General features: G+C 63.5%; 10 protein-coding genes. 4 read left to right on the forward strand and 6 right to left on the reverse strand.

Annotation, left to right across the window (positions count from 1 at the left end; translation table 11 throughout):
- Window positions 1-13: 13 nt before the first annotated feature.
- Window positions 14-223 carry a hypothetical protein gene (locus IZR01_RS02640; RefSeq protein WP_194922739.1) on the forward strand — a complete coding sequence of 70 codons (210 nt, stop codon included), beginning with the start codon at window positions 14-16 and terminating at the stop codon, window positions 221-223.
- 40 nt (window positions 224-263) lie between these two features.
- Here the strand turns inward: IZR01_RS02640 and IZR01_RS02645 are convergent, their stop codons facing one another.
- Both IZR01_RS02645 and IZR01_RS02650 read right to left on the reverse strand, forming a co-directional pair.
- Complete coding sequence (locus tag IZR01_RS02645) at window positions 264-1,076, reverse strand: hypothetical protein (protein ID WP_194896065.1); 813 nt, start codon at window positions 1,074-1,076, stop codon at window positions 264-266.
- The gene (locus IZR01_RS02650) at window positions 1,073-1,909 is read right to left on the reverse strand and encodes a vWA domain-containing protein (protein ID WP_194922740.1); all 837 of its coding nucleotides are present in this window, start codon (window positions 1,907-1,909) and stop codon (window positions 1,073-1,075) included. Before IZR01_RS02650 ends, IZR01_RS02645 begins: the two co-directional genes overlap by 4 nt.
- A gap of 707 nt (window positions 1,910-2,616) precedes the next feature.
- On the opposite strand from IZR01_RS02650, the gene IZR01_RS02655 reads away from it, so the two are divergent.
- The gene (locus tag IZR01_RS02655; protein ID WP_194896067.1) at window positions 2,617-3,048 is read left to right on the forward strand and encodes a hypothetical protein; all 432 of its coding nucleotides are present in this window, start codon (window positions 2,617-2,619) and stop codon (window positions 3,046-3,048) included.
- A gap of 298 nt (window positions 3,049-3,346) precedes the next feature.
- On the opposite strand, the gene IZR01_RS02660 is transcribed toward IZR01_RS02655, so the two are convergent.
- Window positions 3,347-4,711: an ISL3 family transposase gene (locus tag IZR01_RS02660; protein ID WP_194894489.1), complete on the reverse strand. Its 1,365-nt coding sequence runs from the start codon at window positions 4,709-4,711 to the stop codon at window positions 3,347-3,349.
- Between the two features lie 133 nt (window positions 4,712-4,844).
- Between IZR01_RS02660 and IZR01_RS02665 the strand changes: the two genes are divergently transcribed.
- On the forward strand, window positions 4,845-5,276 hold the full coding sequence (locus IZR01_RS02665; protein ID WP_228554626.1) for a transposase: 432 nt from the start codon (window positions 4,845-4,847) through the stop codon (window positions 5,274-5,276).
- Between the two features lie 21 nt (window positions 5,277-5,297).
- On the opposite strand, the gene IZR01_RS02670 is transcribed toward IZR01_RS02665, so the two are convergent.
- Together IZR01_RS02670 and IZR01_RS02675 are read right to left on the reverse strand one after the other, a co-directional pair.
- Window positions 5,298-5,813, reverse strand: coding sequence for a hypothetical protein (locus tag IZR01_RS02670; RefSeq protein WP_194894491.1), 516 nt, complete (start codon window positions 5,811-5,813; stop codon window positions 5,298-5,300).
- Window positions 5,814-5,825: 12 nt separating this feature from the next.
- A complete protein-coding gene (locus IZR01_RS02675; RefSeq protein WP_194922741.1) occupies window positions 5,826-16,706 on the reverse strand; it encodes a LamG-like jellyroll fold domain-containing protein in 10,881 nt (3,626 codons plus the stop codon).
- A gap of 891 nt (window positions 16,707-17,597) precedes the next feature.
- Between IZR01_RS02675 and IZR01_RS02680 the strand changes: the two genes are divergently transcribed.
- Window positions 17,598-18,053 (forward strand): type 1 periplasmic-binding domain-containing protein, encoded by a 456-nt coding sequence (locus tag IZR01_RS02680; RefSeq protein ID WP_194894493.1) that lies wholly within the window; start codon window positions 17,598-17,600, stop codon window positions 18,051-18,053.
- Between the two features lie 490 nt (window positions 18,054-18,543).
- On the opposite strand, the gene IZR01_RS52080 is transcribed toward IZR01_RS02680, so the two are convergent.
- Complete coding sequence (locus IZR01_RS52080) at window positions 18,544-18,666, reverse strand: hypothetical protein (RefSeq protein ID WP_267254748.1); 123 nt, start codon at window positions 18,664-18,666, stop codon at window positions 18,544-18,546.
- Window positions 18,667-18,809 lie beyond the last annotated feature (143 nt).

The raw sequence follows: 18,809 nt of genomic DNA on the forward strand, positions 1-18,809 counted from the left end.
GAGGTGGCGGCTGATGGCCTCGTATCTGGTGCGCTGGTCGGCGACGTCGCGGGTGAAGCACTTGACCGCGTACCGCCGGCCGTTGGGTGCGGTCATAGAGAATACCGAGGCGAAGTTGCCGGAGATCGGCTTGGGCTGCCTGAGGTTGGTCAGCGCCGGGCGTCCGTCGCGTAGGTCGGGATCGTTGAAGCAGAACTGGGGGTTCTGGATCGCCTCGGCGTAGTCGGCGCCGCTGGGGAACATCTGGTTTCCGGCCATGGCCCCTATCCGAAGTCGAAGTGGACGAAGGCAACGTCGTCGTTACGCATGTCTCCAGCGGCTCGCTGCAAGGTGATGAAGGCCTGAAACTCCGACGCTTCCTGGCCTGCGAACTCGCGGAGCACGTTCCACGGCTGCCTACCGGCCGCGGTTTCGGCGAGGAACCACGCGGCGAGCGCATCGGTAGCCAGGAACAGAACGTCGCCGGAGTCGCAGTCTCCGGCAGCGACCGCAATGTGCCGGGCGAGCAGCGCGGCGTCCTCGTTGCGGCTGCCGGCAAGCGCCGGTGTGACGCCGAACTCCGCCGGGTCCGTGACGGGGAACGCCTGCAGCAGTTGATCGTCGCGGACATGGAACAGGCAGGTGTCTCCAAGTGCGGCCGCGTTCCATCGCCAGCAGTGTTCGTCGGGGCGAACGCTGACGGCCAATACCGTGGCAAAGGCTCCGCGCTCGAGCCCTGGCTTCTCGTACCAGGCTAGCGGCTTGCCGCCGTTTGCCCGGCGCCCGATGTACGCGGCCAGCCAACTGTCCCAACCTCGGGCCGCCTCCGCGATCGCCGCGGCGGCAGCCCGCGGCGAACGTACGGTGCCGGGCCGCCGGTCAATCCGGTCGGCGAGGTGCTCAGCGAGCAGGTTCGCCCAGTCGCGGGCCAGCAGACTCTCCGAAGCCCCGTCGCACAGGACCGCCAGGAACGCCCCGATGACCGGTTCGTCGTACGCGGCCGGCGGCCAGACGACCAGGGCGTCTTCGCACTGGTCGGCGTTGTTCCCGTCCTTCGGTACGAGGAACCGTGATACGTAGCCTGGTGTGGCGGTCACCGCAGCTCAGTGGCACGGGTTCCGATGTCGAGGAACTGCACGACGGCGCTGATGCCAGCGTTGTAGACGAATCCTCGGGTGCCGTCGCTGACCTTCTTGCCCTGTGCGGCGGCGTACGTGCGCATGTGGGCCGGAAGGAAGCTAGAGATACCGAACAGGGTTCGGGCGTGGGCGTCGGGGAGGCCGGCGTCGGTGTCCGGGAACTCGACGGGGGTGCCACCGACTGACGAGACATGCAGGTTGAACAGCAGGACACCGCCGTCGGCACTGGCCAGGGACGTAATGTCGCCGGCAGCGATGCCGGGGTCGCCGTCGGTCGACTCGCCGTCGGACAGGTTCAGCACGATCGGCGGGAACCCTCCGGGATGCTCGTCCAACCACTGCCCGATCAGGCGCCGCGCGTAGCCGAGGGCGGCCACCATCGGCGTTCCCCCGTTGGCGATCGGCGTCATCCACACCGGGAAGCTCGCCGTCGTCTCCACCAGGCCGCCGGCCCCGTCCGGGACCTTCTTCGACCGCTCCTCCACGCGCGCGGGGTTGTCTGCGATCTGGCTCAGCGGAACCAGGTCACGCCCGGACAGCGGACCGCCGAGCGCCGGGCCGACGCTTTGGCCGTAGCCGATGACCCCCACGTGGAAGTAATCCCTGACGCCTTCTTCCTTGGCACATTTCACGGACAGCTCGGTAAGCAGCCGGTTGATGGCGTCGGAGACGACGTCGGCTTTGCGGCCCGGGGCTTCGCCGCCGATCGGATCGGACATCGACCCGGACTGGTCGACCAGGAACACGAAACATCCCGGATTGGACCTGCTGATTTCGGCCGTGTAGGTCACGGGCATCCCCCATCGATTCGATGCCGCCAGAGTGTTGCTGTATCAGAGTTCTGTTGTAGCGGCTGGCCGCCGATCATACAGGCAGTGACCGATCGCGCACAGCAGTGTGGCGCATGGAGGAATCGGCGTGTGTATCGCTGGCTTACAGGACGAAGCGGTCTGGTTCTGACGGGCCGCTGGCCTAAACTGTAGGCGCACGCGCGCCGTACGGGCAGTGGATCAGCAGCAACGGCGCCCGCAATTGGTGCACGTATGTCAAAGGGCTGGCGGTCGCAGCCTCTCGACGGCGGAGGGGACGTCCGGACCCCGAACCTCTGCGCCACGCGTTGCCACCGCATCCGCGGGACGTCCGTCGCGACGCTGACCGAGTCTCCTGACCCGAGGACGATCTCCGGCACCACCAATGGCTGCGGCAGCCGCGACGCCCGTCGGACCAACCGGCCTTCTCGTGGACCGGGCACGCGTCCGCAGTCCTGGCGAAATCAGGGACGAGTCGTCTGCACTCCAGCTGTGGCCGCCTATCTCTGGCGGCGTCCGTGGCGGCGTGACGCGACGAGAAGGGCCTCCCACGTCCGCTGGACTCCCGGCCACGGCGAGACCGGACATCAAGCCGAAGCATGTGTGAACCGTCGCCCGAATTGCGTGACGGACGACAGCGTGCGCCGGTCGCGGCCAGCCACGCAACGACGGTTGCAGTGAGACGGAGGGTGACGCGCCTGGTGGTGTTCGGCTCGCTGATCACACGCTGGAGACCGAGGGGTTCGTTATGTCTGGAACTATCCGAGCTCGCTCAGGATCAAGCAGCGCTCGGGAACCCCGCGTTCACCGAGCCGATGATGACTACGTGGTGGGAGTTCGCGGTCCTGCTCCACACCCCCCCCGCGGCCTCGGCCGAAGTCGCCGACAAGCACGCCGACGCCAAGACCGTCGAGAGCCTGGAAAGCCTCCGGGCTTACCTGCACTGGCTGATCGAGGACTTCCGCCTAGACACCGCCGAAGTCGCCGAGCGCACCCGCGTCAACAAATGGCACAACTCCGGACGCCGGGCCCACGGATTTTTGTTCAACTGGCTCGGAGCATGGGGGCTCAACGAACTTGGTCGTGACAGCAAGACTTCAGGTCTGCGGTTCGATCGATGAGGTCGGCTCGTCAGGATGGAGGCTGAGTCGGCGAAGTGCTGCACCGCGGACGTGGACTTTGACGCTGCGGTCCCAGTTGCCTTCTTCGTCACGTCCGCAGGGGGCGATGAGGAGGACGTCATCGACGCCGAAGGGCATCTCCTCGATGCCCCGCTCGCGCAGTCAAGCCTGCAGCGCCTCGACGGGCTTGGGGTGTCCCGAGTCGAGGTGGTAGTCCAGGACGCGGACGAACTCGCCGGATGGTGTGTCCATGCCGTCCAGGATGCCGCATCAAGCCTGTCTGCGGTGACTGTTGCTGTCAGGTTCTTGAGCGTCGGGGTTGGTTGTGGCGGCCGCTGGTGTGGGTGGTGAGGTGTCCACGGGCGCGGCGGGTGGTGGCGCAGCGGGCACGCAGGCGCTGGTTAGCGGGGTTGCGGTAGCCGTAGGCGGCTCGGGCATCGGTCTTGATCGATCTGTTGATCCCTTCCGAGCCGGCATTGCTGACGCCCGAGACGATCGCGGCCTCGATCTCGGGCCACCAGGTGTTGACCGTGGTGGCCAGGCGTTCCAGTTCCGGCAGGCCGGATGCAGCGCATGACTCGTAGAACCGGAACAGCCGGTGCGCGATCGCCGTCCGGGCGGGGCGGGTGTGCATCAGGGCCAGGACGTCCATCAGGTCTTCTTTGGCGTTCCACGCGGCCAGGATCGGCACGCCGATCTTCACTGGGAGGCTCTGGAGGTCGTCGACCATCGGGTCGAGGTGGTCGGCGTGGACACGGGCGGCCGAGCGGGTCAGCCGGTTCCTCAGCTCCCATTCCCGGTTGCCCTTGCGTCCCCGGCGTCCGCGCTGCTGCACGGTGACCCGGCGACGGACCTCGGTCAACGCGGTGTTGGCGAGCTGGGCGACGTGGAAGCGGTCGACCACGAGGGTCGCGTGCGGCAGCGAGGCGCGGACGGCGGACTTGAAGATGGTGCACATGTCGATGGCGACGAACCGCACGCCGGAGCGCCAGGCGTCGGTCTGCGCCTCGATCCAGCCCGAGACCTTCTTCGCGGTGCGGCCCTCGACCTGACCGAGCAGCCCAGCCCCACCGAACAGGTCGACGAACCCGACATGCCACCGGTCTGCGGTGACTTCCCAGCTCTCGGTGCCGTCGGCCCCAGTGACCAGACGGAACTTGGCCTTGCCGCGCCGGGTCTCATCGATCCCGAGCCGCTCGGTTGCAGGGGTGAGGGCAGGCAAGGCCTGCTTGGCGTGCGCCATGAACGCGGCATGGGCGATCGGCCAGGACACCTCGTGGTCCCGGGCTGACTGAACGACCGTCCGGCCCCGATCGGCCACCGCCGCCCCGGCCGACTCCCGAAGCCTGCAGGTCAGCCGGGAGCGCGGCGGGATCTGTGGCAGGGCCTCGGTGAACGTCCGGCGCGGGCAGTCCCCTTTCCGGCACTGCCAGCGCCGCTTGGTCCAGGTCAGCAAGGTGGAGCGGCCGGCCACGGGCAGATCCCTCGGCCTGGTGCGGACCCAGCCGTGCGGATGTTCCGAGCGCACGCCGCACTCGGGACAGCATCGGGCCTGCTCATCGGCGGTGACCAGTGCGAGCATCGGACTCGCGTCGTTGCCGAGCCGCACGGAGGTGACAGCCACCCCGTCCAACCCGAATAGCCGCGTCGTATCGTTGACCAAGCCCGTGGCCTTCCGTTGATCCTTCAAGTCTCAGCAACTCGAATGATCACAGAACGTCACGGGCGCTTCGCTGCCATCAAGACCCTGATCCAGCGGGACGGTCGAACATCACGGCCAACTTAGATGAGCCGCCATGGGCAGACGGGATCCGGTGACGATGATCTCGGCGATTGAACAGCGCGGACGCATCCATTTCAACTGCTTCACCGGCACCTTCGACAAGACGACGTTCATCGAATTCTGCGAGCAACTGCTGGCCGATGACGGCGGCACCGTGTTCCTGATCGTGGACGGCGCCCCATCTCACCGGGCGAAAGACGTCAAGACCTTCGTGGAAAACGCCCACGGGCGTCTGCGGCTGTTCTTCCTGCCCGGCTATTCCCCGACGCTCAACCCTGACGAGTGGGTGTGGAACAGCGTCAAAGCCGCCCGCGCCGGCCGACGCGCGGTCCAAGCCCCCGGCCAGCTTTACGCCATCGCGGTCGAGGCCCTCCAACGCCTCGCCGCCACCCCCGAAATCGTCCGCGGCTTCTTCCGCGACCCCGACCTCGCCTACCTCAACTGACGAAACCTACTTCGAGTTCCATTAGTAAGCTGACGGCACAAACTTTACGGGCTTATCTCTACCCCAAAGGTGAGTTCCGCTAAAAGGATTACCTCCCGGAAGTTGAGCATCGAGCGTGAGGACGAGGAATTCGAGTAATCCGCAATCGAACTTCTTCCACATCTCCTCGGCGCCATAAAAATGACGCCTCTTGACAACAACACACCCCTCCCCATCATGAAGATTCAGAAGATAAAAAACATCGTCGGCGTCAGCAGTTGTCGCGAAGTAGATGACACCTCCACAATTCCCCGAGTAGGCCCGATAGGGAGATTCGTACTCTTCGAGGTACTCCGCAGGGGGCAGGGCTGGGCGATCCACAATTAGATAATCGCCCACCGCACCAAACCCATACGCTTCCACGAAGCGCACATAATCGGATGGCATATGGAGTTCATCCGCAGAAGCTAGCTCGCCGAGTCGCCTTTCAGGGGAGCCTCCATCCGCACGCCGCGGCGGCATCTGACTAGTCAATCTCTCCAGCCAATCACCGGGCATCTACAACCTCCATCAATTCATCCCCAAGTTGTACCACTGCCCGTTACCACCGGCGATGATATTTGGAACACTAACAGAGAAATCGGCCGCTCCGGCGCCACAGTTCGCCGCGCATGTCGCCGAAAGATCAAATGCATATGGAATGGTCGACCGATCAGTCCAATACCTTGGCACGTCTGAATAGATAACCGTTTGCCCTGCATTGATGGCGGACCGAGCCTTACCTTCGAATGTGTCCATGCGATTACTGAAGCCCTGAACACCAATAGGCCAGGCATTCGCGGCCCGTGAACATGTCGCCAGGTTCCGCGCGTCAGTACCACTTCCTCCGAGCTGGGCTCCGATTAGATGGCAAGCATTAATTGCCTGCCCTGGATTGTTTGACGCACCTATTGCCAGCGAAAAGGCTCTCGCCGCCCCATATCCAGGAGTGCCGTACGCGGACGCTTCCGTCGTAGGGCTTCCAGGGGCAGCAGCAATATACCGGCTAGTGAGGCACGCAACACCACCCTGAGCTCGTCCACCGAACCCTGTTGGGGCATAAGTAACCCACCCTCCGGCAGCGTTACCGCATTGGTCGTCGCTTTCTTCATCACCCGTGCCGCCGGTGGCCAAATCGCTGGCCGGGTTCGAGGTGGCGGCGGCGTCTTGGGGACTATAGGCGTCGGCCTCCGGGGTCACCTGGACCACCAGCGCCGTGAGGACCTGCGCAATGATTGTTGGTGAGTAGTCGATGCCGGAGCCTTGACCTAGCTTGGGCGCCTTCGGGTGCGCCGCAGGCTTGTCGGCATACTGCGTGGGCGTGGGCGGGGGTGGGGGTTGCGCTGGGGTAAAGGTAAAGACTGCGCCGAACGCACCGCCGCCGCCACAACTCGTGTTGCACGACGTATTTCTGGTCGAATCGGACGCTGGCTTGCCGCATGCGGTGCCATGGCATGCAGGAACGTCGGAGTACTCGGCACCGCCATCAGGGAACGCCGGCAAGCCCATAGCCACCCTGATTTGGGCAAGCAGCTGTACTGGGTCGTTGTCTATAGCCTCTCCGCTCTCAACGAGAGAGTAGAAGTCCTGTTCGAATTCACCCCGCGCTACCCCTTGAAATTCCGCCTTGCCTTCGGAGTAGACTTGCTCTTCATTTTGGTTAAGGGCCTTACCGTCTTCGACGATGCCCTTCTCGATGGCGTCGAGTTGTGCCCATTCCTCTTGCGAGAGAGGTTCGGCACCGGCCTGGTCCGCAGGCATGTCCGATGTCGAAGTGTCGATCGTTGCGACGCCTCCACCGCCTCCGCCTGCTCCGCCGCCTACGCCTGCTCCGCCCCCTCCAACAGTTTCATCACCGCCTGCGTCTCCGCCGGTCAAGCTCGCGGTGTGGCCGCTGGGGTCGAAGTGGTCGAGTGGGTCGCCATTCCCGTAGCCGTAGGTGTTGGCGTTCGCCGACATGGGGTTCGGGCTGGTCGTGATGGTGTCCTGGCTTGCGAATTGGCCGGTGGCAGGGTCGTACCATCGCGAGGCCATGTTGACCTTGCCGGTCGTTTTGTCAGTCCATCCGCTCTGGAATCCCAGGCTTGGCTGGCTATTGCTGGCGGTGACTGCGCCCAGCGGGTCGTAGGCAGTGGAAGCCGTCAGGGCGGTGCCGGAGCCCTGGAACAAACCCACCAGATCGCCGTGGCGGTCGTTATAGGCCAGGGTCTTAACACCGGACTGGCTGACTCCGATCAGATTTCCGGACGGATCACGGCTGTAGGTAGCCGCAGAGTCCGCGGCGAGATCGTTGGACGTCCCACTGTAGGCGAAGCCGGTTGCGGTCCCCGCACTCATCAGGCGGTCCAAGCCATCGTACGTGTACGTCTGGCCGCCGTCGGTGGCCATCCGGTCGAAGGCGTCAAAAGTGTAGGCCTCTGCTGTGCCGGTTGTCGGGGTCTTGGCTGCCAGCGTTCCCCGGGCCGTGTAGCTGTAGGTGTTGGTGCCGTCCGATGTGAGTTGGTTACGGGCGTCATATGTCAGGGTCGTGGCGCCCACGGCAGTACGGTTGGAGTTGTCGTCGTAACCGTAGGCGACAGTGGCGGCGCCATTGTTCCACGAGGTCAGCCGCTGGGCGTAGTCGTAGGTGTAGGTGTTCGTCGCGGCGCCGGCGAAGCCGGTGGAGTTTTTGGTCGTGAGGTCGCCGTCGAGGTTGTAGCCGTAGCCGATCGAAGCAACAGTGGCGCCTGCCGAGGTCTTGAGCGTGTCACTGGTCAGCTCTTGCAGGCTGTCATAGCCGAAGGTGCGGACGTCGCCACCGGTTCCATAGCCGATCGACGAAACCTGGCTCATGGCGTTGTAGCCGTATGTCAGGGTACTGCCGGTCAACGGGTCGACGACGGAGGCCAGGCGTCCTGCGGTGTCGTAGCCGTAGGTCGCTGCACCAGCGGCGTCCGTGCGGCTGGTCATGGCGCCGTCTGCGTTGTAGGCAAAGCTCGATGATCCGGATGGCCCGGAAGCGCTCATCAGATTGCCGCGGTCGTCGAATGTAAAGGCATCAGTGCCGCCGGGCGCTGCCACGGAGGTCATTCGACCTGCCGTGTCGTAGCCGTAGGTGTGATCGGCGGTGGCCGCCTGAGCCCCCGTCCCGGTCTCCTTTGTGACGTCACCTAGGGCATCGAAGGATCGGCCGATGACCACTCCACCGGGTTCGGTGATGGTCGCCGGACGGCCAGACTTGTCGTATGTCCGGGTGGTGGTCCGGTCGACGAGGTTCGGGAAAGCCGGTGTGGACGGCTCGATCGTGGACTCCGGTGTATTCCAAGTGTTGTATGTCGTGGTCCATGGTTGGCCGTTGCCGTCGGTGTAGCGTGTGCTGTTCCCGGCCGCGTCATAGCCGTAGATAGTGGTAATGGAGTGATTCGCGGTGACCGGCTCGGTCTGAGAGATGAGTCTGTCGGCGGCGTCGTAGGCGAAGGTCGTCTGGTTGTTCAGCGCGTCCTTCGTCCAGATCTTGTTGCCTGCCAAGTCATAGCCGATACTGGTGGATCGGATCTTTGCGTTGTTGGCGTCATAGTCGGTCTCGGTCACGGGACGGCTGGCGAGGTCATAGTCGACTTCCTGCCAGGTACCGTCGGGGAACTCCATCTGGTTCAGGAGACCCGTCTCGTTGTAGTTGTAGTAGGTGGTGTTGCCCGCACCGTCTACCGATGTCAGCCGCTCTCCAATGGCGTCGTACGTGGCACCGGTGGTGACCCCTGACGGTGATTTGACGCTGGTGACGTCGCCCAGACTGTCGTAGCCGTAGGTCGTGGTGTCGGCCTGTGCGGTCGGCTGGCGCACGATCTGGGTACTGGTCGCCACTCGGCCCATGTAGTCGTACGTGGCCTGGCTCTGGGCCTCGGTCGGATCGGTACTGCTTTGCACCTGGCCGTCGGGGTAGTACACGTTGTGCGAGACGCCGCCGGTGGTGTTCCCATCGATCGGCGGGTCGGTCCGGGTTGCGGCGTCGCCGAGCTGGTCGTACGTGAAGCTGGTGATGTTGCCCAGAGGGTCCTTCACGTCCTTGACCTGACCGATGCTGGTGTAATCGGTCGTGGTTGTGCTCGTTACCGCAGTGGTGGTCCCGGGTGCGGTATAGGGCGGTGAGGTTGTTCCAGTGGTCCTGCCGTCGCCGTCGAAGGCGGTGGCGGTGATGTTGCCGTTCGGGTCCTGGGCCTCCACGGCGTCGCCAAAGCTGTCATAGCCGGTTTGGGACATGGGGTGAGTGGCTACCGGTGCACCGCCAGCGGTCTCGACGTTCACCGTCGGAAGCGTGGTGGTGACCCGGCGCCCGGCCTCGTCGTTGGTGTAGGTGGTGGTGTAGCCGGCCTTCGTGGCCTCCGGCGCGTTACCGCGGGGGTCGGTAGTGGCGACCACGAGGCCACGCTGATCCAACGTCCAGGTGGTGGTCAGTACGTTCGTCGGCTTCAGGAGAGAACCACCCGAGTAGATGGTCCCGATCTCGGTGGCCGAAAGTGCGCGGTAGTACGCCTGGACGCCGGATATCTTTCCAGTGAACCAATAGGCCGGTGCTGCGTTGTTCTGTCCACGTCCGATCACGAGGCTTCCGGTGGACGCAATCGGCGTGGTGTCGGTCGCCGTCCCGGCGAGACTGCCGTTCACATAGAGGGTCAGTGTGTTTGTCGTCGCGTCATAGACACCGGCCAAGTGTGTCCATACGCCCAGCGCAGGAGGCGAGCTCGCATGAGCACGGACGACCGTAGGATTCGCGACGTCTTGAGTGGCGCGGGAGAAGGACCAGGCCTTGTCAGTGCTGTCGTACTGGAGGTCAAATCCCGAGGTCTGCGTGCCGCTCTGGGAAACAATGTCCGCAGTGCCTGCGGTGGATGTGAGTTTGGCCCAGGCGGTGACGGTGAAGCTCTGTCCGGATCCGGTATTCAGGGTGTTGTTAGCCTCGAGCGCCATGTTGGCGCCATCGAACACTGCGGAACCCCCGTGCTCGGGCGACCAGAGGATGTCTTCGAAATACCCGGGGCTCGCGTCGTAGCCGTGCTGGTCGCCGGATGCTGAGGTGTCCTTAGCCGTATAGGTGTACTCGGAAGTCAGCGGCCAACTGCCAGCCAGTCCGTTGAGCCCCGGACCAGCCGAGACAGCGCCGTCATAGAGCGCGACAATCTCATTCCAGGACAGCGAGCGGTTGTAAATACTGACCTTCTCAATGTTGCCGCTGAAGGACTGACCATTCGGGGCTCCGCCGATCTGGACAGGACCGGTGGTGTCGAAGCCGGTAGGCCAATTATCCGCGCGGGACTGCCAATTGCCGTCGACGTAGAGATTCACGCGGGTACCGTCGTACGCTGCCACAAGGTGCGTCCACACGCCTGTCTGGACCGAGCCGGCTGGCGAGGATGCGGAGGACGAACTTAACGGGATAGCGGTGTCGCCATTGTCCGTGGTGAAGCACCAAGCATTCAAGACGTGGTCATAGCCAAGCCAGAAGCCAACTCCGCCGTTCGTACCGTCCTGGGTCAGGGCAGGGTGGTCGCTGGCAGTGTCATTCAGATAGACCCAGGCGGAAACGGTGAACGGTTTGCTGGTGTCGACCGCCGGTCCGTTGGTGGTGATGGACTCGCCGGGCGTGCCGTCAAATTGCGCGGAGCTAGTGCTGTTGCCGGTCATGCCGGACGACCACACCACGTTGCCGGTAAGCGTGCCCGGGTGATTCTCGACAGACCCGTCCGGAACAGTCGCGGTGGAATTGTCGTCGAGGTTCCACTTGCCGCCCAGCGATGCGCTCCATGACTGGGCGTTGTTGGAGTCCTGGACAGTCTTACTCGTGACACGTCCAAGCGGGTCATAGGTGTAGTCGGTGGTGTCGACCGTCGCGTTGTCGGTGCTGGAGGTGGTCACTGCGGTCTGGTGGTCGTCCGGGTCGTAGGAGTAGGAGGCATCGCGCAGGATGTCGTAGCCGTCACTGTCTATTCCGGACTTAGTTGCCGAACTAGTGAGCAGGTTGGATGCGTCGTAGACGTTCTGGGTGTAGCTGTTGCCGGAATAAAAATTCCCAGAGGCCGGAGTCTGACAGTCGAAGTTGCAGTCCGCAGTTGTGTTTCCTACGTTGTCGTAGATTCGCTCTTCGGCAACCGTCCCGCCCCCGGTGGTCGAAGCCGGGTCCGGGTGAAATGTCTTCTGCAACAGACCGTTGTCGAAATACGTGTACTGGGTAGTCCGGCCCATGGCGTCGGTGACGGACGCCAACCGCCCAGCAGGGTCGTACGCCCGCGACTCACGTACGAGATTCGTTGCCGCGCTGGGGTGGACTGGATCGCCCGTGTAGTTGTGCAACGTGGTGGTAAGCAGGCGGTCATCCGGGTCGAATAACTGATCAGTCTCGTTGCCGGCGGCGTCGATAACCTGGCTCCGGTTGCCATAAGCATCGTATCCATAGGTGCTGACTGCACCGGTGGGGTCCGTTGTTGTGTGGAGCCGATCTGAGCTGTCGTAGACGTTAATCGTCTGCCGGGATTTGTCCCCACCGGTAGCGTCGCTGACAGTCACCGATGTCGCCTGGCCGTCCGGCCCATAGACGGTTGTGGTAAGCGCGGTATGGGTCACCCCGCTGACCCTGTCGCCCGTAGCGGGATCGGTCTCGGTCAGGACGCGACTGGCAGCGTCGTAGGTGTAACTGGTGACCAAACCTGCCGGGTAGGTGTCACTGATCTGCGTCTTAGCGAGGACCCTTCCAATAGCATCATACGCATACTTGGTAACCAAACCCGCCGCATCAGTCACGGAGGCCACGTCACCGTTATGGAAGTACCGGTATTTGGTCACAGCCCCGTTCGGGGTAGCTGTATGATCAATCAGCCCAGCCGGCTCATTACCCGAGTCCGCTGCCGGGAAAGCCGCCGAACCGTCGGTAAAAACGGTGGTCTGAGTTTTGCCTAGTGGGAACCCAGAGACCGCCGGTGTGGTCGTAGAGGTCAGGTCCCCAGCGGCGTCGTAGGTGTAACGGGTCAGGTACGTGGGATCCGATGGGTCGCTAGAGTTGGCGTCCCGGAATGTTGTCATCTGGTCGTTACGCGGATCGGGCGTCAGCGAGGTAGACGTGTCGTCCGGGTAGTACGTGTAGTAGGCCGTGCCACAATTTCCATGTGCCAGGCTTTGGCAGGTAGTCTTCGACACAGTGTTGCCACGGATATCGTGACCGGTAGTGACGATATCGCCGTTAGGGTCGGTCACGGTGTTCAGAAAACCAGCTGCGTCATACCCGTAAGTAGTAGTCGCGCCGAGTGCATCAGACGCAGTCAGCAAACGACCCCCGCTGAATGGATCGTATGTGTATGTGAGTGGCTTGCCCGTCGGGTCTGTGATCTCCACGCGCATAGTCGGCGCTGTGTGCGACACGGAGCTACCAAACGCTTTGAAATGCGCTGTGACGTCGGCGGGCGTGAGCTGGTGCTCATAGTAGGCGACCTCTGCGACCGAGCCGCTGAAGAAACTCGGGTAGCCAGTGGCGTCGGTCGTGCTCTGGTGTGCCTGGGCAGGCCACTTCCCGCCAATGAAACCCGCACCGACATACATGTACCTGGTGCCGGCATCACCGATCCAGCCCGAGCCAGTCATCGTCCCGACCTGCGCACCGTCCAGGTAGAGCTCCTGCATGAGCCCATCTGTGGAAATCACGACGTGGTGCCACTTGCCGTCGGTGACCGGGGACGAAGTAACTATGGGTGCGATGGAGTTATCGGACTCGTGGAACTGGCCGTACAGCTTCCCGTCGGTGCCCACGTACAGAGTCGGGGTGTATGAGTTAGTTGTGGTGGTGGCGGTGATCGCGTCAGCGGACGTTGACAGCAGTACGCCGGGTTTGGTCGTCGAGAACCACATCTCGACAGCAGCGGGCGTTGTTGGAGCTGCGACAGCCGTTTGCAGCAGCAGGTTCGAGTTCGTACCGTTGAACTGCGCCGCGGTGTTGTCGTTCGGCCCAAACGGTCCCTGCACGCCGAGGGTCACGTTGCTGTAGACGGAAGGCTGGCCCACGCCACCGGAGGTTTGGTCGGCGGCGGTCGTACCGCCGGCGTCGCCCAGGCGCCAGTAGCCGAAAGGACTCGAGCCCAGGACCGCCGAACGGTACACGCTGGACGTCCCGCTCACCGTCGCCCGGCCGACGCCCCACACCGAGCCGTTGGCGTCGGTGACCTGAGTCAGTCGGTCAATCTCGGTGTCGTACGCGGGAGCCGCCTCGATGTTTCCGGACGGGAGCTTGACCTGGGTCAGCAACGAGGACGGCACCTTCACCGCAGAATACAGCTGCGCGATCTGCGTCCCCGACAGCGCACGTTGGTAGAACGCGACGTCACTGATCTGCCCGTTGAAGTGGGACCATACGTTGCCACCAGGCGCAGCGGGCCAGCCGTTGCTGTTGAACACACCCGCGCCGACTATGTCGTAGGGGTCGATGTTGGCCAACTGGCCGCTCTCGGTGCCGGCCTGGACGCCGTCGAGATACAGGACCTGGCTAGTGCCGGACGCGGTGAGCACCGCCTGGTGCCATGCCCCGTCGGTGACTGTCCCGGTCGAGGCCATGCTGGTAACCGTGTTGTTCCAGAAGTGCCCGTACAGCCTGCCGTTGGTCCCGACGTACAGGACGGGCATCGCGCCGCCGCCGGGGCTGGGGGTGTTTGCTGGGTCGTGGCCGGTTGCGTAGAGCATTTGCGCCACGCCAGTCGTAGAGGTCTTGAACCACACCTGCAAAGTCAGGAACGTGGTCCCCTCCACCTGGCCGTTGGGCAGCTGCACGAAGGATGTCGAGCCGTCGAACCCCGCCGCAGTAGCAGTCCCAGTGGGGCCGGCGGCCCCGAACGTCGCGCTCACCGAGGTCGCGTTGTCGGATCCTTCGTTGGCTATGACCTGACTGGAGGCCAGCGAGGACCCCACTGGATCGTCGAGCCTCCAGTAAGAGTCCGGGTCAGCGTCTAGCGTTACCGAACGGTCGTGGGACCCGCTCTCATAGGTGTAGCCAGTACACCCTGTCTGGAGCTTCGGCAAACAGAACGAGGTCAAATCGTCGCCGGTGTAGCCGTAGGTGGCGGTAATGGCGGTGGTCTGGTCCGTACCGCTCAACGGGTCCGTCGCCACAGAAGCTACATGCGGCGAACTGGCACCGGCGGGCGTGCCCCAGGTGAAGTGCAGCGCACGACCCGACACCAGGTTCGTCACCGTAGACACCCGACCGCCTGTGTAGGTGAACGACTCACCGTGGCCGGAATGGTCCGTGATCGACGAGACTGGGAAGACCGATGCGCCCGAGGCTCCGCTGAACACGTAGGTGGTGCCGTCTTTGTCGACCAGGGTGTAACCGGTCGAACCGTTGGCGGTGAGCGTCGCGAACCGGCCTGACGGCGCGGTGAAGCTACCATCCGGGTTGTACCCGAAGCGGACCGCCTGCCCAGTGGGATAGGTGACGACGACGTTGCCGGTACCGTCGCTGTCGACGGCCGCCTGCATGTCAAAGACTGAGGACCAGGATGCGCCGAACGCGCCAGAAGTCCGTGGATCCAGGCTGTTATAGGTGCGCTCGACCTGCAACGGCATCCCTGAACCGGGCACAGTCAGGTCCGTAGCGGCGGTCGTGTAGTTCCCGGACTCGGGGTCGTAACCGTGATTGTCGGTGTTCTGGGCCAGATGTGACGTCACCACCGGCTGGTCCACGGCCGTCGTAAACCATGCGGGCTGGCTCGGCCAGCTGGTTGCCGCGCCGTCGTAGTCTTGAGTGATCCAATAATACGGCTTGCCATAGGCCAAGCTTCCGGCCGGAAGCTTCCAACCATTCTGCCCGTCTGGCAGCCAACCCGACGAGATACAGCCCGTCGGCCAAGTCGCCGTAGATGGGCATACCCAGAACCCGAACTGAAGCGCAGATGGGTAGTTGTCCGGATCATGGCCGTACGCGATGAGGGTCGGCGTCGAGGTCAAGGTGACGTTCGACGCCGGCGCTTCCCCGTCGATCTGTGGAGCGATATCCGCCCCGGTATACGTGAAAGCCTCTGTGGGAACGAGGTAGCTCGAAAAGGCGACGCTTCCCGGCGCCCACATGTCGAGGGAAACACCCACGGTGATGCCGGCTGGTTGTGGCGGGAGCGTCAGTGTGACGCTCCCCGACTGTTGCGGTCCGATGTTGGATGACATGGCCGCATTGCCGGATGCCAGGACATCGCCGTTCGCGTTGTTCGTCTGCGTCCAGTGCAAGACGTAACCGTTGGACGGAGTCCAGGTGCCGTAGCCCCAGTTCTCCACGGGCACCTGGATAGCCCCGCCTTGCAAGGCGGTCGGCGTCGTAGTCCAAGCTGGCAGCGCCCCCCAGAGCACTGCGTAAGGACTGTAGTCAACGCTCAAGTACGGGACGTTGGCACTGTGGTTGGACGCAAACTCCTTCCACGACGTGGTACTACCTGTAGTGTCCGCCCAGACCGCCAGGCCATAGAAGCTGGACCCGTGCGCGTAATGGTCGAAGGTGGACGAGTCCAGTCCAATCTGCTCCCAGTTTGCGGTCCCGCTGGTTCCTAGGCATTTCGGGCTCTTATCAAAGGCCGCAACACCGAAGGCGTTCCCGATCGGCGCACCGGGATAGCCATTGGCTGCCTCGGAAATCGCTCCCGCCGACCACGGCCCAGTGACCGGCGAAACGTAGACATTCTCGGCTCGACAAGTCGTGTCAAACGCATCGTAGAGGTTCAGCCACGTTCCCCTGATCCAATCATTGCTGAACATCGACTGGAAGTAGGCGAACGAGAGGAAGGAGGCTGCCTTGTGGGACCCGCCATCGTAGGAGCCGACCTTCAAGATAGGCGAAGCCTCGTTGTTGCCTGTGTTATCGACAGTCTCGACGAAGGTGTCCGCGGTGTCGTTCATCGAGGTTGGATCCACGGTGACCGGAAAGACCCGCCGCGGGTCAGTGAGCCAAGCCTTGTCCAGGCTGACCTGCAGGGCTGGCGACCCCTGATAGGTAACGAGGCTGTAGGTGACGCCGCCCGACCACGCCGGATCGTTCGAGACCGGATCGATTTTCGAGTCCGTCATCGATCCATGTGGTACTCGTATGGCTGTCGCGCCGTTCGCGTCCACGAAGTCCACATCACCAGTACCTGTATCCAGCTTCGCGGACAGCCCCTTGGCCTGGAAGGGAAAGATCCACGTCGTCGGAGCTGACGAGTTCTGGAGGACCAGGCTCTCCTTCACTCCGGATACGTCAGTCTTCAACGTCAGGTCTGCCCCGGCCGCGACACCGTGGTAGGTCTCTGCGTCACCAGTCGTTTGACCGGCGACAGACTGCGCGCTCGCAAGTGAGAACGACACGCCATGTTTTGCATCGGTGTTGAGGGCCATCAGTTCGGGCCCGTCGGCAGTAGCCGCGAAGCTTGTATCCATGGAGTCAGCACGCCGGTGCAGACGCCCGTCCGCCCCCGACGACGAGCGTCAGGTCGATCGGCGCCCACGATGCATCAGGCAGCTGATATTGGGTGCGTACGGGGTAAAGGCGAGCGGTGTACGTACCGTCGGGGTTCTTGAAGACGGCCGTCTGAGCATTACCCATGCGGTCCTGCCGCACACTCGCCGTCGCGTCAAAGCTGCTCTTCCCCGCCGCGGCCGATGTCACTGCCCGCGTCGCTACCGGCGTTGCAGCCTTCGGGGCGTCTGAGGTGTGGGGCTTCGAGGTCTTCGCATGCGGCTTGTCGGCCGGCAGCTCATATGGCGATTTACCAGCCGGATGGCCCTTCGCCCCGCTGGTAGCCCGAGTAGCGCTAGCCGGCACGTAGTGCGCCTTGCCGGCGGCCGTCCCAGACGGCTGTTTTGGTGTGGCCGGCGAGCCGCCATGATCACTCTGCGAGAAGCCCCACACGTAGCCCGGCACCTGCGCCGCCTGCGTCAACGTCGGGGACAAGCCCACAGTCACCGTCAGCCCAACGACGCCGAAGCGAGCCACTGAACGCCGGACGATCGAACGCACGCCAAGTACACGCATCGGAGCCCTCGTTTTCCATGTGCCAAACAACACGTGCAACTGTCGAGCGCCCCGTTCGCGGGCTGATCGTAATTGAGCGCTTCAGAGTCAGTCACGCCGCAGAATGTCAGAGATCGAACATCGTTACGATATCGTTACTATGTTCGAAGACGCTCGCCGCGTTCTAACACCTAGAGCGCCTGGTAGATCAGTTGCGAAGGCCATGCCGTTGCGGTAGGCATGGAACCCGTGACAATCGATCGAAGCATCGGTGAACCGTGCCACGCCTGAGCCGCCGAGGCGCCTTGGGGGGACTTTTGGCCATCGCTGTCGTCGGCGGCGCTGTCGCCGTGATGGCCGCACGTTCGGGATCGCGCCACGCCCCGGTGCCGCCCAAACCGGTGAGCACAGTCGCGGCGAACAAACGAGTCTGCCTGCTCACCGACGGATCCCCCGCCGCACAGACCGCGTGGGCGGGAATGCAGGATTTCGCCAAAGGTGGTGGCATCAACATCCAACGAACGACGATACCGCCGAAGGCGCCGGATGCCGACGCCTACCTGAGCGGCATCCTTCAGCAAAATTGTCTTGTAATCGTCGCAGTCGGAAATGGACCTGCGCAGGCAGCGGACGATGCAGCCGCCTACCATCCAGAGACCCGTTTCGTCGTCATCGGGTCTGCTCAGCGCAGGGCAAACACCGCTGTGCTGACCAACCAATCGGAGTTGTCCAGCCTTAATGTCAGTGCAGCAATTAGGAAGCTCGTCAACTAATTCCCCGGCCGCTCGTCACAATCAATCGAATAGCACGCCTTTGACAAGCGCGCAGTGAGCTATTCCCGGCGACCGGCGTTCGTTGTGAGCAGTGGCAAGGTGCTGATGTTGGCAACGGCAGCATTCGGTGGTCATGCCGGAGCCAGCCGGGCCGATGCCGGCCGCCCAAAGCCCAGTAGGGTCGGGGGCTGGCGCGGTGATGCGTTGATGCTGTAGGGGTGCAGATGATGCTCAGGGAGATCGAATCGAGGCCGGTTCGTAGTTGGGATGGCATCCCTTACCGAACGCCGTTCGAGGCCGCCCGGTTTGTAGTCGTATAAGCGTCCGCATAATCGTCCGTGTGCGGGACGACACCGAGCGGCCCGAGGCACGGTCCCGCGTCCCCACAGCCGCCGACCACGTGACGCACCCCCGTGTTCACGTGCAGGTCAACGGCTATTTAACGACCCGCATGTGATCCCGCGCCGGTAAGGAGTGCTGCCAGAGCGCCTCAGAACGCGATCGCGAACCGGCCGTCGCCGAGTTTGCGCAGCCAGCCGCGGTCGGCGAGCTTGTTCATCTTCCCGCGCAGCGGCTCCAGCTTGCCGCGCTCCTCGACCGGCAGGCCCAGCACCGTTCCGACTTCCTTGACCCTGCAGTCCGGATCATGTGGTTGAGACAAGGTATCTCAACCACATGATCGAGCCCCGTGGGTAGAGTCTGACTTCTCCCGTGGACCAATCGTTACAAGGACCCTGAACCGAAACTCGGCCACCG

Origin of the sequence: Catenulispora pinisilvae (genome assembly GCF_015356865.1) — a bacterium.
GTDB classification, from domain to species: Bacteria; Actinomycetota; Actinomycetes; order Streptomycetales; family Catenulisporaceae; genus Catenulispora; species Catenulispora pinisilvae.

What these genes read in the sequence shown, in the direction of transcription:
- IZR01_RS02640 (WP_194922739.1), top strand. Translation starts at nt 14, where the DNA reads ATGGCCTCGTATCTGGTGCGCTGGTCGGCGACGTCGCGGGTGAAGCAC.
- IZR01_RS02665 (WP_228554626.1), top strand. Translation starts at nt 4,845, where the DNA reads ATGGGCAGACGGGATCCGGTGACGATGATCTCGGCGATTGAACAGCGC.
- IZR01_RS02670 (WP_194894491.1), bottom strand. Translation starts at nt 5,813, where the DNA reads ATGCCCGGTGATTGGCTGGAGAGATTGACTAGTCAGATGCCGCCGCGG.
- IZR01_RS02675 (WP_194922741.1), bottom strand. Translation starts at nt 16,706, where the DNA reads ATGGATACAAGCTTCGCGGCTACTGCCGACGGGCCCGAACTGATGGCC.